Source organism: Dyadobacter sp. CY343 (assembly GCF_021390335.1).
GTDB lineage: Bacteria > Bacteroidota > Bacteroidia > Cytophagales > Spirosomataceae > Dyadobacter.
Window position 1 is genome coordinate 631,918 of the sequence record NZ_JAJUXK010000001.1, and the last position, 24,340, is coordinate 656,257.

The 24,340-nt window shown below is 46.3% G+C and carries 15 protein-coding genes; 9 read left to right on the forward strand and 6 right to left on the reverse strand.

Going from position 1 to position 24,340, the window contains the following annotated elements; genetic code table 11:
* Positions 1-67: 67 nt before the first annotated feature.
* Entirely contained in the window at positions 68-2,758 is a 2,691-nt protein-coding gene (locus LZG94_RS02545; protein WP_233790399.1) for an MGH1-like glycoside hydrolase domain-containing protein, read from the forward strand.
* A 29-nt stretch (positions 2,759-2,787) separates the two neighbouring features.
* Positions 2,788-4,551, forward strand: a complete 1,764-nt coding sequence (locus tag LZG94_RS02550) for a phospho-sugar mutase (RefSeq protein ID WP_233790400.1) — start codon at positions 2,788-2,790, stop codon at positions 4,549-4,551.
* A gap of 53 nt (positions 4,552-4,604) precedes the next feature.
* Here the strand turns inward: LZG94_RS02550 and LZG94_RS02555 are convergent, their stop codons facing one another.
* From LZG94_RS02555 to LZG94_RS02575, 5 genes are all read right to left on the reverse strand, one after another.
* Positions 4,605-4,874, reverse strand: coding sequence for a Txe/YoeB family addiction module toxin (locus LZG94_RS02555; RefSeq protein ID WP_233790401.1), 270 nt, complete (start codon positions 4,872-4,874; stop codon positions 4,605-4,607).
* Positions 4,865-5,062, reverse strand: coding sequence for a DUF2683 family protein (locus LZG94_RS02560; protein ID WP_233790402.1), 198 nt, complete (start codon positions 5,060-5,062; stop codon positions 4,865-4,867). The genes LZG94_RS02555 and LZG94_RS02560 overlap by 10 nt, the downstream gene beginning before the upstream one ends.
* Before the next feature lie 91 nt (positions 5,063-5,153).
* A complete protein-coding gene (locus tag LZG94_RS02565; protein ID WP_233790403.1) occupies positions 5,154-6,005 on the reverse strand; it encodes a hypothetical protein in 852 nt (283 codons plus the stop codon).
* 29 nt (positions 6,006-6,034) lie between these two features.
* Positions 6,035-6,889 carry a M56 family metallopeptidase gene (locus LZG94_RS02570; protein WP_233790404.1) on the reverse strand — a complete coding sequence of 285 codons (855 nt, stop codon included), beginning with the start codon at positions 6,887-6,889 and terminating at the stop codon, positions 6,035-6,037.
* A gap of 32 nt (positions 6,890-6,921) precedes the next feature.
* Positions 6,922-7,290, reverse strand: a complete 369-nt coding sequence (locus LZG94_RS02575) for a BlaI/MecI/CopY family transcriptional regulator (RefSeq protein ID WP_215233682.1) — start codon at positions 7,288-7,290, stop codon at positions 6,922-6,924.
* A 193-nt stretch (positions 7,291-7,483) separates the two neighbouring features.
* Here LZG94_RS02575 and LZG94_RS02580 point away from each other — a divergent pair, with 193 nt between their 5' ends.
* The 4 genes from LZG94_RS02580 (at position 7,484) to LZG94_RS02595 (ending at position 13,831) form a co-directional block, all read left to right on the forward strand.
* Positions 7,484-10,600 (forward strand): SusC/RagA family TonB-linked outer membrane protein, encoded by a 3,117-nt coding sequence (locus LZG94_RS02580; RefSeq protein WP_233790405.1) that lies wholly within the window; start codon positions 7,484-7,486, stop codon positions 10,598-10,600.
* Between the two features lie 4 nt (positions 10,601-10,604).
* On the forward strand, positions 10,605-12,032 hold the full coding sequence (locus LZG94_RS02585; protein ID WP_233790406.1) for a SusD/RagB family nutrient-binding outer membrane lipoprotein: 1,428 nt from the start codon (positions 10,605-10,607) through the stop codon (positions 12,030-12,032).
* A gap of 27 nt (positions 12,033-12,059) precedes the next feature.
* Positions 12,060-12,536 carry a hypothetical protein gene (locus LZG94_RS02590; RefSeq protein WP_233790407.1) on the forward strand — a complete coding sequence of 159 codons (477 nt, stop codon included), beginning with the start codon at positions 12,060-12,062 and terminating at the stop codon, positions 12,534-12,536.
* 146 nt (positions 12,537-12,682) lie between these two features.
* On the forward strand, positions 12,683-13,831 hold the full coding sequence (locus tag LZG94_RS02595; RefSeq protein ID WP_233790408.1) for a carboxypeptidase-like regulatory domain-containing protein: 1,149 nt from the start codon (positions 12,683-12,685) through the stop codon (positions 13,829-13,831).
* Here LZG94_RS02595 and LZG94_RS02600 read toward each other — a convergent pair whose 3' ends face one another.
* A complete protein-coding gene (locus tag LZG94_RS02600) occupies positions 13,832-15,379 on the reverse strand; it encodes a VCBS repeat-containing protein (RefSeq protein WP_233790409.1) in 1,548 nt (515 codons plus the stop codon).
* A gap of 213 nt (positions 15,380-15,592) precedes the next feature.
* Here LZG94_RS02600 and LZG94_RS02605 point away from each other — a divergent pair, with 213 nt between their 5' ends.
* From LZG94_RS02605 to LZG94_RS02615, 3 genes are all read left to right on the forward strand, one after another.
* On the forward strand, positions 15,593-18,838 hold the full coding sequence (locus LZG94_RS02605) for a SusC/RagA family TonB-linked outer membrane protein (RefSeq protein ID WP_409013235.1): 3,246 nt from the start codon (positions 15,593-15,595) through the stop codon (positions 18,836-18,838).
* Between the two features lie 57 nt (positions 18,839-18,895).
* Entirely contained in the window at positions 18,896-20,635 is a 1,740-nt protein-coding gene (locus LZG94_RS02610) for a RagB/SusD family nutrient uptake outer membrane protein (RefSeq protein WP_233790410.1), read from the forward strand.
* A gap of 101 nt (positions 20,636-20,736) precedes the next feature.
* Complete coding sequence (locus LZG94_RS02615; protein ID WP_233790411.1) at positions 20,737-24,282, forward strand: VCBS repeat-containing protein; 3,546 nt, start codon at positions 20,737-20,739, stop codon at positions 24,280-24,282.
* Positions 24,283-24,340: the final 58 nt, after the last annotated feature.

Consider the following 24,340-nt stretch of genomic DNA (forward strand, 5'->3'; position numbering starts at 1 on the left):
GAAACCGGTTTTTTAAATTGGGTAGATTTTAAAGTGAAATTCATTCCTTTCGATAATCAACATATTAATGGCAAACGGCGCGGAAAAAGTAAGATTAAGCCTTCAAAAAGATAACAAGGGTTGGAAAAAGTGGGGGCCTTATCTGTCTGAACGCCAATGGGGTACAGTACGAGAGGATTATAGTGGCAATGGTGATGCCTGGAACTATATTACCCACGAAATGGCGCTTTCCAAGGCCTATCGCTGGGGCGAAGACGGGATCGGCGGATTTTCGGACAACAAGCAGCATATATGCCTTTCCTTTGGATTCTGGAATCACAAGGATAAAATCTTGAAAGAAAGGATTTTCGGCCTCACGAACCGCGAATCCAACCACGGCGAGGATGTGAAGGAAATGTACTATTATCTTGATAGCACGCCCACGCATTCGTACACCAAAATGCTTTACAAATATCCTCAGCAGCTTTTTCCATACGACAAGCTGCGTCAGGAAAACGGCCGTCGCGGAAAAGAAGACCAGGAATATGAGATCATGGACACCGGGGTTTTCGAAAACGATGAATATTTTGACATTTTCATTGAGCACGCGAAAGCCGACGAGGAAGATATTCTCATGAAAGTGACGGTTTTTAACCGCGGCCCTGAGGATGCGCCGATCACGGTGCTGCCGACGATCATGTTCCGCAATACCTGGTCGTGGGGTTACGAAGCTTTCAATTACAAACCTATTATGAACGGTATCTCAAACCGTTTGATAGAGGTAACTCACCGCAAACACGGTAAATACAACCTTTACCTGGATAATGCCGACGAGCTGTTGTTTTGTGAAAACGAAACGAATTTCAAAAAGCTTTACGGTACAGCCAATAATACCAGCTACCCGAAAGACGGTATCAACGATTTTATCGTGTCGGGAGGCAAATCCAATACGGTTAATCCCAATCATATTGGTACAAAGGCTTCGGCGCGATTTACACGCACAGTGAAGGCGGGGACCAGTGAGGTTTTTCGTTTACGTTACGTAAATCACGCGATTTCGGAGCCTTTCGGGGGTTTTGAGGATTTATTTGCCAAAAGGATCCGTGAAGCAGACGAATTTTACGATGACCTGCAACGCGACGTTTCCGACGCAGATCTGCGCTCTATTCAGCGCCAGGCTTATGCGGGAATGCTCTGGAGCAAGCAGTTTTACTACTATAATGTATACGAGTGGCTCAAAGGCGACCCAGCGCAGCCGGGTCCGAATCAGGGTCGAAAGTGGGGCAGGAACTCGGGCTGGAAGCATTTATATGCAGCCAATATCATTTCGATGCCCGATAAATGGGAATATCCCTGGTTTGCAGCCTGGGACCTGGCTTTTCACTGCGTACCGCTGGCCAGGGTCGACGCGGATTTTGCGAAAAGGCAACTCGAAATCCTGCTCCGTGAGTATTATATGCACCCGAACGGGCAGATTCCGGCTTATGAATGGAATTTCTCAGATGTAAATCCGCCGGTTCACGGGTGGGCTACGTGGAAAGTTTACGAGATCGACCGTGAACAAAATAATGGGGTAGGGGATATTCAGTTTCTTGAAAAAATATTTCATAAACTGCTGTTGAACTTCACCTGGTGGGTAAATCAGAAGGACGATACCGGAAATAACATATTCAGCGGCGGGTTCCTTGGGCTGGATAATATCGGTGTATTCGACCGGTCTACACCAATGCCTTTCGGGGGCAAGTTGCAGCAGGCCGATGCGACGGGCTGGATGGCGATGTATACCTTGAATATGCTTCGTATCTCGGTCGAAATTTCACTGGTACATCCTGTGTATCAGGATATGGCGTCGAAATTCTTTGAGCACTTCCTGCATATTGCCGGTGCTATGGAATCGATCGGCGGGAAGAATTCTTCGATCAGTCTGTGGGATGAAGAAGATCAGTTTTATTATGATGTGATCCATATTCCGAACGGTCAGAGCATTCTGTTGAAAGTGAGGTCGATAGTCGGTTTGATTCCGCTTTTTGCAGTTGAAATCCTGGATCCTCAAAATTTGGATAAACTGCCTGTATTTAAAAGGCGCGTCGAGTGGGTTTTGGCCAACAGGCCGGATCTGGCGCGGTTGATATCGCGATGGTTTGAATCCGGGAAAGGTGAAAACAGGCTGCTATCTATCTTGCGCGGTCACCGGATGAAAATGATCCTGAAAAGAATGCTGGATGAAAGCGAGTTCCTGTCGGATTACGGCGTGCGCGCATTGTCCAAATACCACGAGGAGAATCCGTATAAATTTTATATCAACGGGGAGGTTTTACAGGTAGATTATACGCCTGCGGAAGCTCTTACAGATATTATGGGTGGAAATTCAAACTGGCGCGGACCTATCTGGTTTCCATTGAATTACCTAATATTCGATTCGCTGATGAAGTTCCATGCTTATTATGGCGAGGATTTTATGGTGGAATATCCCACCAATTCCGGTAATCTGGTCACGATCAAGGAAGCGGCCGTAGGTATCGCCTGCCGCCTGATCGACATTTTCAAGAAGGATACAGAAGGCAACCGCGCAGTATACGGGCACGATCAGAAAATGCAGAAGGACGATAATTTCAACGATCACGTGCTCTTTTACGAGTATTTCCACGGTGATAACGGGCGCGGCTGCGGAGCAAGTCACCAAACTGGCTGGACAGGACTTGTAGCCGAGCTGATCTTGAAAACAGCAAAAGAAACAGTGCGCAAGAGCGAAACGCAGGAAGCTGAGATCATTAAATAAAATCTAAATTAAATATACTTCAACTACTTATGACTGCAAATCTGGAACCGAACGTCAAGGCCAAAATAACCACCTGGCTAGACGGTGATTATGATATCGATACGAAACAATCTATTCAGCAACTGATTGACGAAGGAAATGACACTGAACTGACAGACGCATTCTACAAGGACCTTGAATTCGGAACAGGCGGTTTGCGCGGGCTGATCGGTATTGGCTCAAACAGGATGAACCGCTACACGGTAGGTACTGCCACGCAGGGACTTGCAAATTACCTGAACAAAGCGTTTCCAGGTGAAGAAGTAAAAGTGGCGATTGCGTACGATAGTCGCATTAAATCGGATGAATTCGCGAAGATCATTGCAGATATTTTCTCGGCAAACGGGATCAGCGTGTACCTTTTTGAAGCGCTGAGACCTACTCCTGAGCTTTCTTTTGCAATTCGTTTGCTCGGCTGCAAAAGTGGTGTTGTTGTAACTGCCTCGCACAATCCCAAAGAATATAATGGTTACAAAGCCTATTGGGACGATGGTTCGCAGGTGGTTGCCCCGCACGATACCAACATCATCGGCGAGGTGAATGCGATCCAGTCGATCGATGACGTGAAATTCGATGGCGACGCTTCAAAAATTACAAAAATAGGAGCGGAGGTAGATGAGAAATATATGGATCATATTCTGTCTCTGTCAATTTCAAAAGATGCGTTGGCTCGTCAGAAAGACCTGAAAATAGTTTATACGCCGCTGCACGGTACCGGTGTTACGCTGGTTCCTGCGCTGCTGGCGAAAATGGGTTTTGAAGCTGTGACTGTGATTGAAGAGCAGGCTGAGGCGAAAGGCAATGGTCAGTTCCCGACGGTGGTTTACCCAAATCCTGAGGAAGCGGAAGCAATGTCGAAAGCGGTTGAAAAAGCGAAAGAAATCGATGCAGACCTGGTATTGGGAACCGACCCGGATGCTGATAGGGTTGGTATTGCTGTTAAAAATCACCACGGCGAAATCCAGCTTTTGAATGGAAACCAGACAGCCAGTGTGCTGATCTATTACCTTCTGAATGCATGGAAAGATGCGGGTAAGTTGACCGGAACCCAGTTCGTTTGTAAGACGATCGTGACTACCGACCTGATCGATAAAATGGCGGAAGCTTACGATGTTAAATGTTATAACACATTAACCGGTTTTAAATATATTGCCCAGGTAATCAGGGAAAAAGAGGGTCAGGAGCAGTTTATTGGTGGTGGCGAGGAAAGCTACGGTTACCTGATTGGTGACGCGGTTCGTGACAAGGACGCGATCGCTTCCTGCGCGATGATCGCCGAGCTGACTGCTTACTCGAAAGACAAAGGTCTGAGCCTTTTTGATATGTTAATGGAGATATACAAGCAATTCGGTTTTTATTACGAAGGCTTGATTTCTTTAACCAAAAAAGGAAAAACGGGAGCTGACGAAATCCAGCAGATGATGGCGGATTTTCGTGCAAATCCTCCAAAAACGATTGCCGGCTCGCCTGTGATCAGAATGGACGATTACAAAGCGCTCACAAGCGTTGATTTCACCAGCGGCACTTCGCATTCAATTCCTTCGGGCGAAATGGGTATTGAATCTTCGAATGTACTTCAATTCTTCACCGAGGATGGTACAAAGTTCACGTGCCGCCCGTCGGGCACTGAGCCAAAGATTAAATTCTACGTCGGTGTGCGCGAAGCTTTGGAGAAAAATGAAGATTTCGACAGTGTGTATGCTTCTTTGCAGCAGAAAGTAAAAGCAATAGGAGAAGAGCTGAATCTGAAATAGCATATCTGATTTCTATAAAAGTAACGCGGCCGCCAGATTCCTGGCGGCCGCGTTTAGTAGTGTCCTTTTAAAGATTCAATTTTTATAAATTCATCATTTACCTGATACACTATTCTATGTTCCCGATTTATCCTCCGGGACCAGGACCCTGCCAATTCGTATTTCAGGGCTTCCGGTTTTCCTATTCCATGAAAGGGCGTCTCGATTATTGACCTTATTAATTCCTCAATTTTCTTTTGAATACTCTGGCTGCCGCTTTTCTTCCAATATTGAAGATCTTCCTGCGCTTTGCTTGAAAAAATGAGCTTTCTGCTTATTTCCAAAGATCTTCGACTTCAATAACCTTGTACTCGCCATTTTCAAACTGTTTTCTGCTTTCCTGGATTTTGGCTACAAACTCCGTATCGTAAGATTCAGGCTTTGACACGAAAGTTATTTTCAAAGCTTTTGCGAAAGCTTTCAGCGCTTCCAATTGTTCCTTATTCTCAGGACGAAATACCAGTGTTTCCATAATAGCTAATGTTTACGTAAAGATACTTTAACTGGCAACGTTTGGCAAGATGTCGGGACCAGTGGTATCTCTGTGTTATCCTGTGACGTTATCACCTGGTCGAGACCAATACATACTTCTTCTTCTGCTGGTCCTCGATGATTTCTACTTCCGTGATACTTTTAACAGGAAGTGCATTGAGATCTTCCAGTGTGGTTCGCTGGGCGTCGAGGTATAAATCTGCTCCCTGGTAATCCGATTCGCGGATCACGAATGTGCCTTGTTCGGATTTGCCTATACCCGACCTTTTAAGAATAGCAGGGGCATATTGGCCGTCGAAGGATTGTGGTTTGTACGATGTACTCGAATTCATTCCAACTTCCTTGCTCAGTCTGACTTTAAAGTACTTCATTTCATTTTGCCTGAATAATCCCAACGCTTTTTGATAATCTGCGTCAGTTTCTCGTTGCAGTTGTGCAGGGATTGATAATGATCCGACCCCAATCCCGTTTTTGATCATGTGGCCCGAGTAGCCTTGAATAGGCTTAAAACCTTGTCCGCCCGTAGAGCCTTCCCCCTTTGAACCCTTCGCGGTCACAACAATACCGACGGAAGTAATGAATTGCTGCAATGGATCATATTCTACTTTGTTAACCACAAATTCACCACCGAATTTATTAGCCGCTTTGCGCATCCGGACGAAATCTTCCAGCGCCATCATAGGCGAAACCGACCAGAAAAGTGTGTCATTCCGGATCAAAATACCTCTTACAACTTTTTTATTCTGATCTTCTATAACGGTTTCAGAAGCAGGAATTACAGGCTCATTAATCTTCTCCGGCGCTTTCGCAGCCACTTTTTCGGCGGGTGCCGTCTCCGGAACTTTCTCCTGGATCAGACTTGCGACGATGGGCTTAACAGCCTTTGGCGCCAGCGTAACCAGCTTATGTTTGAAGGGTGCCACAAATGCGGAGGATAAATAAAGTACGGCGATCAGCGCGCCATATTTACCCAGGCTAAGTAATGCGAAGGTTTTCGGTTCATCATTTTAATGCGGTTTTTGAGTAACGATTGTGCAAATGAAGTAGTCAGAGGCAACTCCCTGCCCTGCATTGCGGCAGAGAGCAAACTGTATTGATATTGCTTTTTCCCAATTCCGCCCTCTAATACTGCCCGATCGGCGAGGTATTCAAGATTAGCCTGCACCTGTTTTTGATGATACCATGCGAAGGGATTGAACCAGAGTACAATACGTTGCAATTCGGCGGCTAACAGGTCTATGCTGTGCCATTGAAGCGCATGCTCGGTTTCGTGGGCCACAATATGTTGGAGTTCCTCCCTTGAATGATTTTCAGGATTGATAACTATCCATCGGAAGAAAGAATAGGGCGACTTAATATGCTTATTTCTGACAAAATGGAGCTTCTGGTCACGTTCAATATCCGATTGTGAGAGTAAACGGAATATCCCGCCAACTTGAAACAGAAAGAAAATCGATAGCGCAGTTACGCCAGCAAGGTAGATAAGCAGCATGCATTCCATGATGTCCTGGCTGGAAAGATTCTGTCTGGTCGGCGTTACGAACGTGGGATTATATGGTGCTATCTGCTGCTTTACGGCAGGAAATGCCTCCGCTAGTTTCGGAATAGTCTGATGAAACTCAGTCTGCACTTTAACGGGGCCCCAGTCCGGCATCGGGATCAGAGGCAATGTCCAGGCGGCGATTACATTTAACCAAAGCAATGCCCGGTTCAGTTTGGAGAATGTTTCGAACTGTACCATCCAGCGATAGCCCAGCGTGAGTACGGCCAGCAACAAGCTGACTTTCAAAAGGTAAGGAAATAACATTAGTTGCGGATTAATGGTGGTACATCAATTCTTTACTCTCCTTCTTCAATCATTTTGATAATCTCCCGAAGCTCATCGGGACTCACTTTTTCATTCTTTGCAAAATAGGCGACCAGATCTTTGTAGGAATCATTGAAATAGCTGCCAACCACTTTGTTCAGCACAAAATGGTTTTGATAATCATCCTTTTTTACGACCGGGAAATACTCATAAGTATTCCCAAACTGCCGGTGGTTTACATACCCTTTTTCTTCCAAATTCCGGATAATGGTCGAAAGGGTATTGTAATGCAGCTTAGGCTCAGTGAACAGCGGGAGCATATCTTTCACAAATGCACTTTCCAGGTTCCAGAGCACCTGCATTACCTGTTCTTCCTTATTGGTCAACTTTTGAAATTCCATGTGTCCAAAGTATAAACTATTTTTATAGTTAGCAAACTATTTTTCTAGTAAGTAAAATTTTCGAGGATTTCTTTTAAACAATTCAATACCATTTCATCCCCAATAAGTGACCGCAGGATTATTTACTGGGTATTTAATGTTAATTTTTAAAGAGAGAATATTAAATTACACGTATCTACATAACAAACCTATTATGATGAAAAAGTTACTTCACAATTCGTTGAGCGTCTTCGTGCTCTTCGTCTCGCTTTCCGTGCGAATGGTAAATGCGCAGAACGGAATGGTCACGGGCAGGGTAACCGATCAGGACGGCTCCGAGATTCCGGGAGTGAGCGTGAGTGTAAAAGGTACTTCGGTCGGTACTCCCACCAACGAAAAGGGCGAATATGGTATCTCCGTCACGTCGGGAGGAACGCTCGTTTTTAGCTTTATCGGCTTCAAACGGACCGAAGTGAACGTGACCAGCCAGCCGGTTATCAATGTGACATTACAATCCGAAGCCTCTATTTTGGATGAAGTCGTGGTGACCGCACTCGGGCAAACGCAGGAGAAACGGGCAATTGGTTATTCGGTGCAATCCATTAAATCGGACGAGATCAAAGAGTCGGGCAACCCGAATATGATAGGTGCATTGCAGGGAAAAGTGGCCGGGGCCGTGATCACAGGCTCGGGCGGCGCGCCGGGAGCGGGTGTCAATATCATTTTGCGCGGTATTACCTCACTGAGCGGAAGTGCTGATAACCAGCCGCTTTTCGTGATCGACGGGATTATTATCAGCAACGCCACCACAGCCGGTAACCCGCTGCCAAGTGCAGGCTCGGCTTCTCCGGGTGCTTCCGAGCAATTTGCAAATACGAACAGGGCGGCCGACATCAATCCCGACGATATTGAAAGTATTTCAGTATTAAAAGGTCCGGCCGCGACGGCACTTTATGGATTGCGCGCTTCAAACGGAGCTATTATTATCACTACAAAAAGGGCCAAAACGGGAAAAATGAATGTATCTGTCTCGCTTTCTGGTGGGGTAGATGTGCTTGGGAAGTCGCCTGATATTCAAAAGCGTTTTGTCCAGGGAAGGTTTGGTGAATTTATTTCGCCCACCGAAGTCAGGCAGCGGACTCCCTACCAGTCTTTCGGGCCATCGATCATCGATAATTCCACAGACGAGATCATCGACAATTTCCGGGGATTTTATCAAACCGGCTTTCGTACTAATAATACAGTCACGATCTCAAAAGGAACTGAAAAAGGGAACATTTACTTTTCGGCTGGTAACAATTATCAGCAGGGCATTGTGCCAACTACTGATTTTTCGAGGACTTCGGGAAAGCTGGCGGGAATGTACAAGCTGACCAAGAACTTCTCGGTGTCAGGATCCTTTAATTACATTCGGTCGGGAGGGAAAAGGCCACCGGCGGGCGATAAGTCTATTTTTAGCGCATTGTCCTATTGGCCAAATACTTATGATGTAAATGATTACCTGAATCCTGATGGTTCCTATAAAAACCTGTTGCCCGGCTTTACGGACAATCCACGGTACCTCGTCGAGAAAAGTCCGCGGGTAGATAAGGTCAACCGCTACATCGCGGATCTGACCTTAAACTACGACATAGCGCCCTGGCTGACAGCCAAGTACCAGCTTACTTACGATGCATTTAATGAGCGCCGGTTCCGGCAGGTCGACAGCACTTTCGACGTGGGTACAGCCGTGAAGGGTTTTTTGATCAAAGAATATATTAACTACCGAGAGATCAACTCAAACTTGTATGTTACTGCGACAAAGGCATTCAACGAAAGCTGGACCGGCTCGCTGATGGTCGGTAACTCGGTGGTAGACAGCAAGCGGCCTGATAGCTATTACGAACGCGGCGAAGGCTGGCGGGCACCTTTTACAGATGATATCGGCAGCTACCGAAATCAGCAAACTCGACCCTATTCACCACTTCAATACCGGATTGTCAGCTTTTTCGCAGACGCGAAGTTGAGCTATAAAGATGTGCTTTACCTGAATGCAACGGGCAGAAATGACATTGTTTCAACGCTGCCGGTCGCCAGCAACTCCTTCTTTTATCCTTCATTTAATGCAGGCTATATTTTTACCGAAAACCTCCCCAAAAACAATGTGCTTTCTTACGGGAAACTGCGTGCTTCCTGGGCGCAGGTCGGAAAGGGGACGGATCCTTATGTAATAGGAGCTTATTATGAGATCGCCGATAATTTTCCCTACGGAAATACGGTACCCGGCTTTATCCGCCGCTCCACAACGGCCGCCGATAATCTGAAACCCGAAAGGACCACTTCCATTGAGTTCGGTACTGAGTTGCGTTTTTTCAAAAACCGCCTGATGGTCGACGCAACTTATTTTACGATGGATAGTAAAGATCAGATCGTGCGGGCGCCTGTTTCCAATGTGTCCGGCTACTCTTTCTATTATACCAATATCGGGCTGATCCGGAATAAAGGCGTCGAGCTTTTGCTTTCGTTGAAGCCGGTTCAGACTTCGGCCTTCAACTGGGATATTTCATTAAATTTCACCAAAATGTCGGGCAGAGTCGTGGAAATGCCTGATGAACTGGAAGAGATTTCCTATTTCGACAATGGTAGCCGAGGTGTATTGAAAGTGAGGGAAGGAAGCAAGGTCGGCGACCTGTGGGGGCTCGATTATATGCGCGCGCCCGACGGTCAGAAATTGATCCAGGCAAACGGATTTCCATTAACCAGCTTAATTACAACTCAATACGGAAACGCGCTACCCGACTGGACAGCAGGTTTGACCAACTCTTTCAACTATAAAGGTATTGGCCTATCCTTCCTGATGGAATGGCGGAAAGGCGGGGATGTGGTCGATCTGGGAGAAAGGAATGCATTTCGTGCGGGCTCGATCAAGATCACCGAAAGAAGGTACGAGCAGGTGGTTTTCAAAGGCGTTGTAGAGCAGACATCGGAGGATGGCCCGACTACTTATGTGCCTAATACCAAGGCAGTGGTGCTCGACGATGCTTTTTACAACCCTTCCACGGCGCGCTACATGGGAAATGCGGCCGATTTTAATATTCAGGACGGTTCGTGGATCAGGCTGCGGACGGTGAGCCTGAACTATGCATTGCCGAAAAGTTTGCTGGCCAATTCTGTTTTCGCGGGTGGTGTCCGGTTTACTTTGACAGGTACTAACCTTTTCCTGAATACTCCTTTCCGCGGGTATGATCCTGAGGCGCTTACGTTTGGTTCGGGTACTAACCTGATCGGTTTTGTGGGGCGGAATAACCCGGCCACGAAGAGTTTTCAATTTGGCGTCAATGTTAACTTCTGATTTTATGAAAAATATAAAAAGACTTTTGTCGGTCTGCATCGCAATGCTGCTGCTGACGGGTTGCAATAATTTCCTTGATGTCAATATGGATCCGACTTTAAAGGCGGATGCGACCATGCAGGAGCTGCTGCCGACAGCCCAGTTTTACACCGGCGAGGCCAGCTACCAGCAGGCGTATGTGGCTTGTCAATATGCACAGCAAATAGGGAATGCAATTGGCGAGAATGGGATTGATACCTATGCAGAAACGGACAATACGCTGGGCTGGTCGAATATGTACCTGTATGTGGTTCCGCAGCTGAATGCGATCATTTCAAAAGGGCAGGCTGAAAATGCGCCGGTTTATACCGGAATTGCGAAGGTTTTGATGGCGTACAATCTGGGTATTGCCACAGTGAACTGGGAAAATGTGCCGTATTCACAAGCTGACCAAAAGAACTTTTCTCCCGCCTACGACACCCAGGAGCAGATTTATGCGACTATTCAAAAGCTGCTGGACGAAGGTATTGCAGAGCTTGGCAAGAATACGGGAATGCTGCCCACGACTGATGATCTGGTCTATAATGGCGACGCCGGGAAATGGACCCGATTGGCATATTCACTGAAAGCACGTTACGCAATGCATTTGTCGCGCAAAAACCCGCAACAGGCTGCGCAGGCTGCTGTTACAGCTCTGGAAAAAGGTATGAAAGACAATTCGGACGATTTTCAGCTTCAATACAATTCCAAAAACCTGAACCCGTGGTACAGCCGGGTCGCGATACCGAATACGACGAGTAATTTGTCCGTCACTTTCACGAATACATTTGTTGATCTGATGAATGGGACCGCGCAGGGTATTACAGATCCAAGGTTGTCAAAAGTGATTTCTCTTAAAAATAACCAGACAGTATATTCCGGCGTGATTCCTGGATCGGGCAGCGGCTCCACGGTCGATCTGACTGCCAAAGCCTGGCATTCCAATATCAATTCCCCTTTGGTGATGATGACCTACTCGGAAACTGCAGGTATCAAGGCAGAGGCACTTTTCTTACTGAATGGAGGCACGGCGACTTCTGCGGGAACGTCAGCGGCAGGTTATGGCGCCTATCTGGAAATGATCTCTTCGAATATGAAAAAAGTGGGTGTTACTGATGCGGATATCGCCAAATATCTCGCTTCTGCGCCTGTGAATGTAGGTGCTGCCAAGCTGACCGCAAAGCATATTATTATCGAAAAATTTAAATCCATGCTGCTGATCGGCGATATCTGGACGGACGTGAGGAAATATAATTATCTGGATTTTCCGATGCCATCGAATGTAAATCCCGATCTGGCCGGAAACCGTATTCAGCGAATGCGTTACCCCGATTCGGAGATTACGCGTAACTCTAAAACGGTTCAGGCGAATCAGAAAGATCCGGAAGTACCTATGTGGTGGGTGTCGAAATAATCAGCGTTTTATCAAAAATTGACTGTCATGACTAAAAATATGAGATTGATCTTACTATCGTTTGCAAGTATATTTCTGCTCGCCGGCTGCTACGAAGAGCCGGACTTATTTGACGATCTCCTGACAAGCAACGGGAAAGTAGCACAGATCGCGGTGCTCTGGCTGGGTGATACCAAGGTATATTCGGCGGCGGGCGTCTTGCAGCCCGGGATTACGGTGGACTCTGCGACTACTGTGAATGTCAATATTGAATATACCTCTGAAATAGCGGTGAAAGAGTTCAGGATCTATTCTGCTCCGACTACAACCGGCGCGCAGACACTGGTCACGACGCTGCCGGCCGGTACCCAGAAGTACGATGCCGAATTACGTAATTATGTGATAAAAGTGCCGGTGAAAGCGCCTTTGACCCGAAATGCAAGTGTGGTACTCTTTGCCGAAGTGATTGCCGAGAATAACCTGCCTTCTTCACAGCGGAACGTGACTTTGAAAACAAATCCTTAATATTTCGATTGCATGCCGCCTGCGCGTAACTGATTTGTCGGGTAAGTGCAGGCGGATTTGTTTTTGGTCAAATTAGAAAGCAGTACGATTTGAAGTCGATCTTTGAGTGCTTCACTTTATATTTGACCAAAAGAATAAAACTATAAATGCGGCTGATCTTCTGTGTCGAATATTTGAATGTTTGGAAAAGGGTTGGTTTACCCTGCCTGTTACTGCTGCTGATCACATTTCATGCGATTGCGCAAACAGGTACAGTTACGCTGGTTGGGAAGGTTACAGATGAAAAAACGGGCAAGCCGCTGCCATTTGCCAACGTTTTTATCAATAATTCTTCCATAGGCACCAATGCGGACGAAAACGGAAACTACAAACTGCCTAACCTGACAATCGGTAATCTTGAAATGGCGGTTTCGTTTCTTGGCTATGAAACGATCAAGCAAACGCTGCGTTTCGAGCAGCCGGGTACCAAAACGGTACTGTTCAAATTGAAGGAGGGAATGGAGCTGCAAGGGGTTACTATTTTCGCTAAAAAAGACAAAAAACGGGAGCGGTACCTCAAAATTGTGACACGTGAGCTCCTGGGTACCAACCAGTTCAGTAAGCAATGCAAGCTGATTAATCCGGAAGTACTGCGCATTTCATTGGACGATGACGGGCATTTGACGGCACAAACCAAGAGCCCGCTGATCATCGAAAACCATGCACTCGGCTATCGAATTCACCAGGACCTCGACGATTTCGACTATTTCGCTTCCACGCTTTATTACGGCGGCAGCACCAGATTTGAACTACTTGTGCCGAAAGATAATGCGCAGAAAAAGCTGTGGCGCGCCAATCAGAAAGCTGCTTACCAGGGTTCGCTAAAACATTTGATTGCGAGTATGGTTTCGGATAGCTTGCAGGAGCATGGCTTCAAAGTTTTCCAGGAGATCCCTGACTCGCTCCGCATTTTCAAGAATGTAAGAAGTCAGAATGGGTATAATACGATCAAGAATCATCTGCATACGCGCATTGAGCAGGTGAGGGGAATGCGGCTGGTACAACCCGGCGAACTGGAAACGGAGCGCCTGATCGTGTCGGGTACCCGGCTTGAAATATTTAATATGCAGAAAAAAGGACGTTCGCCGTATTCGGATATGGGCTATTCTTACACGCAAATCAGCTTTCCGAGCGGGTACATGGTGGTGACGCCGCAGGGTTGGGTGGTAATGCCGATGGGCTATCAGATCTCGGGCGAGCTTGGTAAGGATCGTTTCGCTAACCTGCTTCCAGCCGATTGGAAGCGGGAAGACTAGCTACTTCGATTTGGAGATCGTATTATTTTGTAAGATCACAAAAGGCATTTTCACATTCCAGTCCGGCTGTATGCGCTCCTGGTTCAGGAAACCCCTGGAAAAATTTCCCAGTGCAATATCCATATCCCCATCTCCGTCCCAGTCACCTGCGTCCATACAAATCCACCGGCCCATTTTGTCCGGCAACGCGATAAACGGCGCGAAGTTCAGTGGTTTTAGTGGATCACTTTTGAAGTAAAGGAATTTTTCGTAGGGTTTATTTTTAAGATCGGCGAAGAATGCGATGGTGGCCATTTCCACTTTTCCATCCTGGTCGAAATCGGCGGCGACAGCTTTGGTGCAGCCGTTGATCGGGTAGAAAAATGTCTGTTTGAATGTCAGATTCCCGGTATTGGTGAAGACATAAACTCCGTGGTAAGGTTTTAAAATCCTCGAATAATCGCTGTTATCGCCTGCTGTGTAAAGAATATCCTCTTTTCCGTCAGCATTCATATCCATTAACTGAAAGCTGCTGGATCCGTAAACCGGCGGAAACCGAAGGATATTGCGTTCTTCAAATCCGCCTTTTTTGTTATTTAAAAACACCCATATTCCCTCGTCGCCGTGGGCAAAGAGTGCCATAATATCCGGCCAGCCGTCGTTATTGAAGTCGCGTATAGTGGTATGCGTTGCGCCTGGTACCTCTTTCACGACCACTTTCTGGAAAGTGTGATCAGGTAATTGTTTGAGTAAATACAATCCGCCCAGGTTATGGCCAAATGCGCAGACCAGATAATCGGTCAGGTTGTCTTGGTTAAAATCTACTGGTGTCGTTTCAATAGGGCGGATCAGTTCTCTGGAAATTTGAACTATTCCGGCTTGTTTGTCTTTGCTTATTAGTGAAATCTGCCCCCTCGTCTCATCCAGTGCGCGCATTCCGCCCATGGCCGTTATAATGTATTTTCCACTCTTTTCGGCTGAAAAACTGATATTGACAGGTGGTGAAATCAGTTTTTCCAGGAAGGTTTTGTCTAATTTCTGATTATAACTATAAAGTGCTGGCTCACTGGCTGGGCCAACCAGTAATTCCTTTACCAAAGTATCGAATTTGACAACCATCGTACTCGCTATCGCAGAATCTTCCGCTGGTTTTAGCAATTTGAAAAGTTCGTTTTGCAGTGCATTCGGTGCGGTTTGTCCGGGTTTGGTAAGGGAATCGGGCGCCAGGGTTTCGTAATATTTCAGGAGCTTTTGCCAGTCGGGCGAGGAAATAGTCGATTGCTGGCTGTGGAGGTACATATTTCCTTCCAAAACCTCAACACCCAGCCGCTCCGCCATCGCCGGAAGAACGTTTTCCCGCCAGGTAACTTTGTCAAGTAGCTCAGGACCGGGGGTGAGATGACAATTTCCGCAATATTTAGTAGCAAGTTGCTGCCCCTCAGTCAGCAATGTTTCGTCTTTGCTTGGCCCGCAGGAAATAAGTGAAATCACCATTATCAGACAGCCCAAAGCGATTTTCAGATTACCGGCGGATCGGTAACATCCTGTATTCAGGGTAAAAAGCGTCATAAATTTTTATATCAATATCGTACAATGATTTTTGTGAAGATAGGACAGAAAGAGCGTCCGGAACTGGTCGAAAATCGGCTGAACTAACACTATTTTATCCGTTTCTAATACTATTATATATCAAAATAAAAATATCAATGAAAATGGGTCAATAATTTGTGCGAATAATGATAGATTTGATTGCTTAATAAATTATTAACCTAAAAGGAAACTATGAAAAGAATCTACAAGAGCTCCGCATGGGGTGTCTTATTCTGCTTCATGCTAAGTTTTGCAACACTTGCAGTTGCACAAGATCGAAAAGTTACCGGTAAAGTCACAGATGTCGCAGGGGTTGGCATACCCGGCGCAACCGTAGTCGTTAAAGGTACACAGAGCGGCACCAACACAAATGCAGACGGTGAATTCTCGATGAACGTCGCCTCGTCAAATGCCACGCTGATCATCAGCTTCGTAGGGTACAAGACCATGGAAGTACAGGTTGGAAATCAAACTTCGCTCGACATTAAAATGGACGACGACGTTTCGGCACTGGAAGAGGTAATCGTAACAGGTTACTCTGTTGACAGCCGCCGTGAAACAACAGGAGCGGTTTCTACCGTTAAATCAAAGGATTTGACTGCGTCGCCTTCGGGTAACGTGGAACAGCAGCTTCAGGGTCGTGTGGCCGGGGTTACCGTAATCACAAACGGACAGCCAGGTACGACCAGCCAGATCCGTGTGCGTGGTTTTGGTGCTTTCGGGGGTAATGAGCCTTTGTATGTAGTCGATGGAGTCCCGACAGGTTCCACAGATTTTCTTAACCCGGACGACATCGAGTCGACCACCGTACTGAAAGATGCTGCTGCTGCTTCCATTTACGGAGCGCGTGCTGCGAACGGTGTAATTGTTTACACTACCAAAAAAGGAACCAAGAAAGCGAAAAAATTATCTGTCACTTACGATGGACTTTTCGGTATCACAACTCCTGGAAAAGGCCAGCCGATGCTTAATCCACAGGAACAGGCTGAATGGACGTGGCAGGCGATCAGAAATGACGCATTTCAGGGTGATTCACTTCCTAAATTCAACAATGTAGCGAGTGGCCAGTACGGTTCAGGAGATACCCCGGTATTGCCAGACTATATCAACGTAGGCGGTGCGACGGGCGTACGTGGTACTTTGGACCTGGAAGCTGAAAGAAAGAAATACAATGTAAATCCAGCAGCTGGTACTATTTATCAGGTAGTTAAGGCAAACAAGCAAGGTACTGACTGGTACGATGCGATCACCCGCAACGCGCCGCTTCAACGTCACACGCTTGGTTTTTCAGGTGGTGGAGATAACAGCCGCGTTTATGCTGGTTTCAGTATTCAGGATCAAAAAGGTATCCTGGAAAACAACAGCTTCAAACGCTATGCTTTCCGTATCAATTCCGAATTTGATGTGTTGAAAAATCTACGGTTCGGTCAGAATGCACAGTTTACTTACTTGCAGGTACTTGGCTTGAACGGTGGAAGTGGCGGTAGAGGAGTTGCTTCGGAAGAAAATGACATTCTTTCTGCATTCCGTATGCCTTCCATTATTCCTGTTTACGATGAATTCGGCGGGTATGCAGGTACTGCTGCAAAAGGTTTTAACAACCCGAGAAACCCGGTTGCGAGCCGTGACGGTCTGAAAGACAACAATGCATTCGCAGGAAATGGTTTTGGTAACTTCTATGCAGAACTGGATGTGATCCCGGGATTGACATTGAGGTCCAGCATTGGCGGACAATACAGCAATTACGCCAACCGCGGATTTAACAGGTTACAATACGAAAACTCTGAGAACAACTCCGCATTCGGCTACAACGAAGGATCCGGACACCGCTTTTCCTGGACTTTCACAAATACACTTAACTTCAAAAAGCAGCTTGGACTGCACAATGTAGAGGTTTTGTTAGGTCAGGAAGCGTTGAACAGCGGAGTTGGTAAAAATCAGAATTCATCTGGTTTGAATCCTTTTTCCACGGATATCAACTACATTAATATGAACAATGTGGGGTCGAGGATCGTAGGCAGCGATTTCTATAAAGGGGTTAATTTCTATTCCCTTTTTGCAAGAGCTAACTATACGTTCAACGACAAGTATATCCTGACAGGGGTTGTTCGCCGTGACGGATCTTCCAGATTTGGTTCTAACAGCCGTTTCGGGGTATTCCCTGCATTCTCGGCAGCTTGGAGAGTATCTTCTGAGAACTTCATGAAAAGCGTTCCTTTCGTTACCGAGCTGAAAGTTAGGGGTGGATACGGTTTGATGGGTAACTCGAATAACGTGGATCCAAACAATCAGTACAGCCTTTACGGTGCGAGCCTTGGGCAATCTTCCTACGATTTGAATGGTACCAACTCCAGCGCGCTGGAAGGATATTACCGGACCCGTATCGGAAACAAGGATGCGAAATGGGAAACCAGTATCACCAAGAATATCGGTATCGACGCGACTTTGCTGAAAGGCAAGCTGGACATTATCCTCGATTTCTGGCAAAAAGATACCAAAGACCTGTTATTCCAGGTTCCGGTAACTGCTACTGCCGGGTATGATGCCGCTGTTCCTTCTGTGAATGTGGGTAAAATGTCTAACAAAGGTATTGACTTGCAGATCATTACACGTGGCCGCATTACAAATGACCTTGGTTACGAAGTGAATTTCACGGCTGGTATTCTTAAAAACAACATTGAATCCCTGGCTCCTGGAATTGACTATCTGACGGTTAACCCGGATTTCCGCGGCATTAAGCCGATCAGAAACCAGATCGGATATGCGATTTCTTCTTTCTACGGTTACAATGTGGTTGGTCTGTTCAAGGATAGAGCTGAGGTAGATGCTGCCGCAACTCAGGAAGGTGCAGCTCCGGGCCGTTTCCGTTATGAAGATATCAATGGCGACGGTGCGATCAATGCTGACGACCGTACTTATCTTGGCAGCCCGGTTCCTAAATTTACAGGCGGTATCAATCTGCGGTTTACATTCAAAGGTTTTGATCTTGAAACCTACATGTACACATCGGTTGGTAACAAGATTTTCAACGTATCGAAATGGTTCACAGATTTCTATCCTTCATTTACGGGAGCGGCTGTTAGCTCACGTGTGAAAGATTCATGGTTGCCAGACCGTACCAATACTGAAACGCCGATCTTCGAAAGCACTTCTAATTTCAGTACCAACACCCAGTCGAACTCATTTTATGTAGAGGACGGTACTTTCTTCAGAATGCAGAACGTGACACTCGGCTATACGCTGCCAGGTAACCTCCTGAGCAAGATCCGCATGCAAAAAGTTAGGATTTTCGCTTCGACCAATAACCTGTTCACAGTGACCAAATATCAGGGACTTGATCCAGGTGTAGGCGGAAGTGCAGATACCAACTTCGGTATTGACCTTGGTAACTATCCGATTACAAGAAGCTATACAGTTGGAATCAATTTAGGCTTTTAAGAAACAGTGAAAGCAGATTCAGACCAGTTTAGACACATGAATAACATTTCTGAAAATATGGAAAAATTAAAATCAAAGGGAGGTATAGTTCTGTTGGCGCTAGTGATGCTGATTGGCTATTCCTGCAAAGAAAGCTTTTTGGAAATACCAGCTACCGGTCAGCTTGATGAGGGCCAGTTGTCTACCAAAAAGGGAATAGAAGGAGTGCTTGTTTCCGTGTACGGACAGTTGAACGGCCGTGCAAACAGGATGGCGAGCGCAAGTAACTGGGTGTGGGGAAGTATCCGCGGCGGCGACGCAAACAAAGGAACTGACCCAGGCGATTTCAGTGACATCAACCCGATCCAGCGTTTTGAATATCAGACGACGCAGGGTGTTATTGTTGACAAATGGAAGGGTAACTATGAAGGTGTAGCCCGTGCAAACCTGGTTATGAAATTGTTGGGTATTGCGCAGGCCGACGTTACGGACGAGGATAAGAAGAGAATTGGCGGCGAAGCAAGATTTTTGCGCGGCCACTATTACTTCGAACTCAAACGCGGTTTCAATAATACGCCTTATGTAGATGAAACGATGGATTATGGAACCGGAATTGAGAAGGTTTCAAATACATCTGAACTGTGGCCGATGATCGAAGCGGATATGAAATTTGCTTACGAGAACCTGCCTGAAACACAGACTGCTGCGGGAAGGATCAATAAATGGGGTGCTGCTGCATATCTCGCGAAAGTGTATATGTATCAGAAAAAATTTGCCGAGGCAAAAGCACTTTACGACCTGATCATGGCTAGTGGAAAAACGACCAACGGAAAGAAATATGCGCTGGTTCCTCGTTTTCAGGATGCATTTAAAGCTTCAAACGATAATAGTCCGGAGTCTGTTTTTGCGATCCAGGCTGCTGCGAATACGGGAAGTGTTAACAATGCGAACCCTGATTTCGACTTAAACTGGCCTTATAACACAGGCCCGAATGGTCCGGGAAACTGCTGCAGTTTCTTCTCTCCAAGTTTCGAGCTGGTTAACTCATTCCGTACCGATGCGAACGGGCTTCCATTGCTGGACGGTTCTTACAACGTGGGAGCGAATGAAGTGAAATCTGATATGGGTATCAAAAGCAATGCTACATTCGTGCCAGACGCTGGTCGCCTTGACCCACGTTTGGACCATTCAGTAGGTCGCCGCGGTATTCCTTACCTGGACTGGATCAAACACCCGGGTGCTGACTGGATTCGTAACCAGGCTAATGCCGGACCTTATTCGCCTAAAAAATATGCGTATTACAAAGCAGATGTAGGTTCCTTGCAAGACAACAGCTCATGGACACCAGGTTACACTGCGATCAACGTGAATATCATCCGTTTTGCTGATGTGCTGTTAATGGCAGCAGAGGCGGAGATTGAAGTAGGTTCACTCGAAAAAGCGCGCGAGTATACCAATGTCGTTCGCGAAAGAGCTTCGCTGCCTGCCAGCTTTGTGAAAATTGATACATTAAATGCTGCAAACTATGTAATCGGTCTTTACAAAACTCCGTGGGCTTCCAAAGACGATGCGCGTAAAGCTGTTCGGTTTGAAAGAAAATTGGAGCTTTCAGGCGAAGGTCACCGCTTTTTCGACCTCGTTCGCTGGGGTACTGCTGCAACTGAAATCAATGCTTATCTTACCTACGAAGGTAAAAAGCTGAGCGGTGCATTGGGTGGTGCGAAATTTACTCCTAACAAAAACGAGTATCTTCCATTGCCGCAGGAACAGATAGATTTGGTCGGGAAGGATGTACTTATACAGAATCCGGGCTACTAAGAGTAATTAATTTTTAAATTAAAGGAGATGGTATTCATTTGCCATCTCCTTTATTAATTTCGAGTAATCCCTTGCAACAATTTTTACCTCGCTTAACGTCTGTGAAACATTTCCTCCTGGCAACCCTCTTTTCATCCCTTCTGTTAGCTTGCAAAAAAGAGGTCAAAACATTTACCCAGCTCGACCCGGATGGGACCGGCATTTCATTTGCTAACCGCATCGCCGAAAATGATACGATGAACATACTGGCTTTTGAGTATGTGTATAATGGCGGCGGCGTGGCTTTGGGAGATTTTAATAATGATAGTCTTACCGACGTATACTTCACAGGGAATACCGTCGAAAACCGCCTTTATCTCAATAAGGGAGATTTTAAATTTGAAGATATTACAAAACAGGCAGGCGTTGCTCCTAAGAACAAATGGTCTACCGGAGTGGCTTTGGTGGATATTAATAATGATAACCTGCTGGATATTTACGTTTGCGCCTCGGTAAGGGAAGTTGCTGGCGAGCGGGAGAATCTGCTTTATGTAAATCAGGGACTGGATAAAGACAAAGTGCCCGTTTTCAAGGAAATGGGAAAGGAATATGGCATTGCCGACACTACACACACCACCAATGCAGCTTTCTTCGATTATGATAATGACGGAGATCTTGACCTTTTCCTACTGGTCAATGAAATGGACGATAATAATTTTCCCAACAAATACCACAAAAAGATCGTCGACGGCTCGTCGCGCCGGACGGACAGGCTTTACCGGAATGATTGGAATGCCGATTTGAAACACCCTGTTTTTACAAATGTATCCAAGGAAGCAGGTATCCTGATAGAAGGTTATGGACTCGGAGTTAATGTAACCGACGTGAATCAGGACGGTTGGAAGGACATTTACGTGACAAACGACTACCTGACCAACGACCTGCTGTATATCAATAACGGCGACGGAACCTTTACAGACAAGGCGGCCACCTACTTTAAACATACGTCCCATTCTGCGATGGGGAACGATATTGCCGACATTAACAACGACGGGCTCGTGGATGTGATCGCGGTGGATATGATGCCTGCGACCAACAAGCGGAAGAAAATGATGACGCCCGCAAATAGCTACGTCACTTACCAGAATAACGAATTATTCGGTTACCAATATCAGGTTGCGAGGAATACTTTGCAACTGAATCAGGGAGCGCCAGGAACTAGTAAACATCCGGTATTCAGTGAGGTAGGTTTATTGAGCGGCATTGCCGAAACGGATTGGAGCTGGACTCCTATGGTAACGGATTTTGATAATGACGGTTTACGGGATATGATTATTACCAATGGTTTTCCGCGCGATATTACCGACCTGGATTTCATAGCCTACCGGAATGAAGTTTCAAGTGTGATGGAACCGATGATGATGCTGGACTATATTCCGGCGGTGAAATTGAAAAATTTTGCATTCAAAAATGAGGGTAATCTGGGTTTCAGGGACGTGACCGACGCCTGGGGTATTGAAACGCCGGGCTTTTCAAATGGCGCAGCTTACGCGGATCTGGACAATGACGGCGATCTGGATTATGTTGTGAACAATATCAACGATTCTGCGGCTGTTTTCCGAAACAATAGCATCCAGATCAAGGCTGATGAAAGCAATTATTTACGGGTAGGTTTCAAGGGTGACCGGTATAATCAAAAGGGTATTGGTGCGATCGTAGAGATCACTTATGCAAATGGGCAGAAGCAAATAGCCGAAAATTCACCTTACCGCGGGTATTTATCTACTGTTGAGCCGGTTGCGCATTTTGGGTTGGGGAAAGTTAAAACCGTCACCGAACTGAAAGTGACCTGGCCGGGCGGCAATACGCAGATATTGAAGAATATCGCAGCCAATAGGGTTTTGGTATTAAATGAAAAAGATGCAAAAACACCCGCTGAAACAGGCGGGGCGCCAACTGGGAAAACGTTATTTCAGGACATTACCAGCGTGCTGAATGTACCTTTTGTGCACGAGGAAAACGACGTGATCGATTTCAATGTACAAAAGCTGATCCCGCATAAGTTATCCCAATTCGGCCCGTCGCTCGCAGCGGGCGACGTGAATGGTGATGGACTGGACGATATTTTTATCGGCGGGGCCGTGCAGCACAAAGGTCGTTTTCTGATCCAGCAGCCGGGCGGCAAGTTTAAAGTGACCGATCTGCTGCCAGGAATGGACGGATTATCCAAGGATACCGAGGATATGGGCGTGCTGCTTTTCGACGCGGACAACGACAAAGATCTGGATCTGTTTATCGTGAGCGGAAGTTATGAGCTTAACAGGGATTCGCCCGGGCTGCGGAGCATTTTATATATCAATGATGGAAAGGGAAAATTCAGCCTGGACACGCCGGCTTTGCCGCAGCTTTCGATAAATGGTTCGTGCGTAAAAGCGGTGGACTTCGATAAGGACGGTGATCTTGACCTGTTTATAGGCGGCCGGGTTGAGTCGGGCATGTACCCGAAACCCGTTTCCAGCTATATTTTAAGGAATGATACCAAGAATAATGTCGTGAAATTTTCAGATGCAACCGCCGCAGTAGCTCCCGAACTTGTGAATATGGGCCTGGTATGTGACGCGCTCTGGACAGATTTTGACAATGACGGTTGGGTTGACTTAATGGTGGCGGGTGAATGGATGCCCCTGACTTTTCTCAAAAACGAAAAAGGGAAGTTTAAGAAAGTGATTTCCGGCCTGGAAAATAAGAAAGGCTGGTGGGGAAGTCTGGTCGCCGGCGACTTTGATAACGACGGAGATATGGATTATATCGCCGGAAACCTGGGGCTGAATTCACTGAGCCGAGCTTCTGAAACGCGACCGGTAAGTATGTTTGCCAAAGACTTTAACAATGACGGTTACTTTGATGCGATACCGACCGTTTTTTACAAAGCCGAAGACCAAACCTACAAGGAATTTCCATACAATACCCGTGACGATCTTGGTAAGCAGATTATCCAGGTTCGCCAGCGGTTTCAGGAATACAGCAAGTTTGCACAATCTTCACTTTCCGATATTTTAAAACCAGAAGAATTAAAGGACGCGCTGCAAGTAACCGCTAACTGGATGAAAAGCAGCTACGTTGAAAATCAGGGAAATGGAAAGTTTATCATCCGCGAACTGCCGCTGAAAGCACAGTTTGCACCCATTTTCGGTATGGTAGCGGACGATTTTGATCAGGACGGAAATCTGGATGTGATGATTTCAGGTAATGATTATGGTTCCGAAGTATCTGTCGGAAGGTACGATGCTTTTTATGGATTGGTGTTGAAAGGGAAAGGCAATGGGCAATTTGAACCGCTGAGCCACGCACAGAGCGGATATTTGACGAAAGGTAATGCAAAAGCACTGGTACGTTTGAATGCAGGAAATGGAAAGCAAATCACCGCTACTTCACAAAATCGCGATTCGATACGGTTTCACCAGAATATGCTGACTTCCCGGATCGTACAGATTTCTGCAATGGAAACTTCTGCTATTTTGAAACTTAAAAACGGAAAAACCCGGAAAGAAGAGCTGAATTTTGGTTCCTCGTTTTTGTCGCAATCGGCCCACTCGCTTGCATTACCGCCTTATGTGAAAGAAGCGGTTATCGTGGATTCAAAAGGAGCGCAGCGGGTAGTGAAATAATATTATCACACAGGATATTTGATTGGCATCACATTAAAAAGCCTCTTTGCGAAATGCA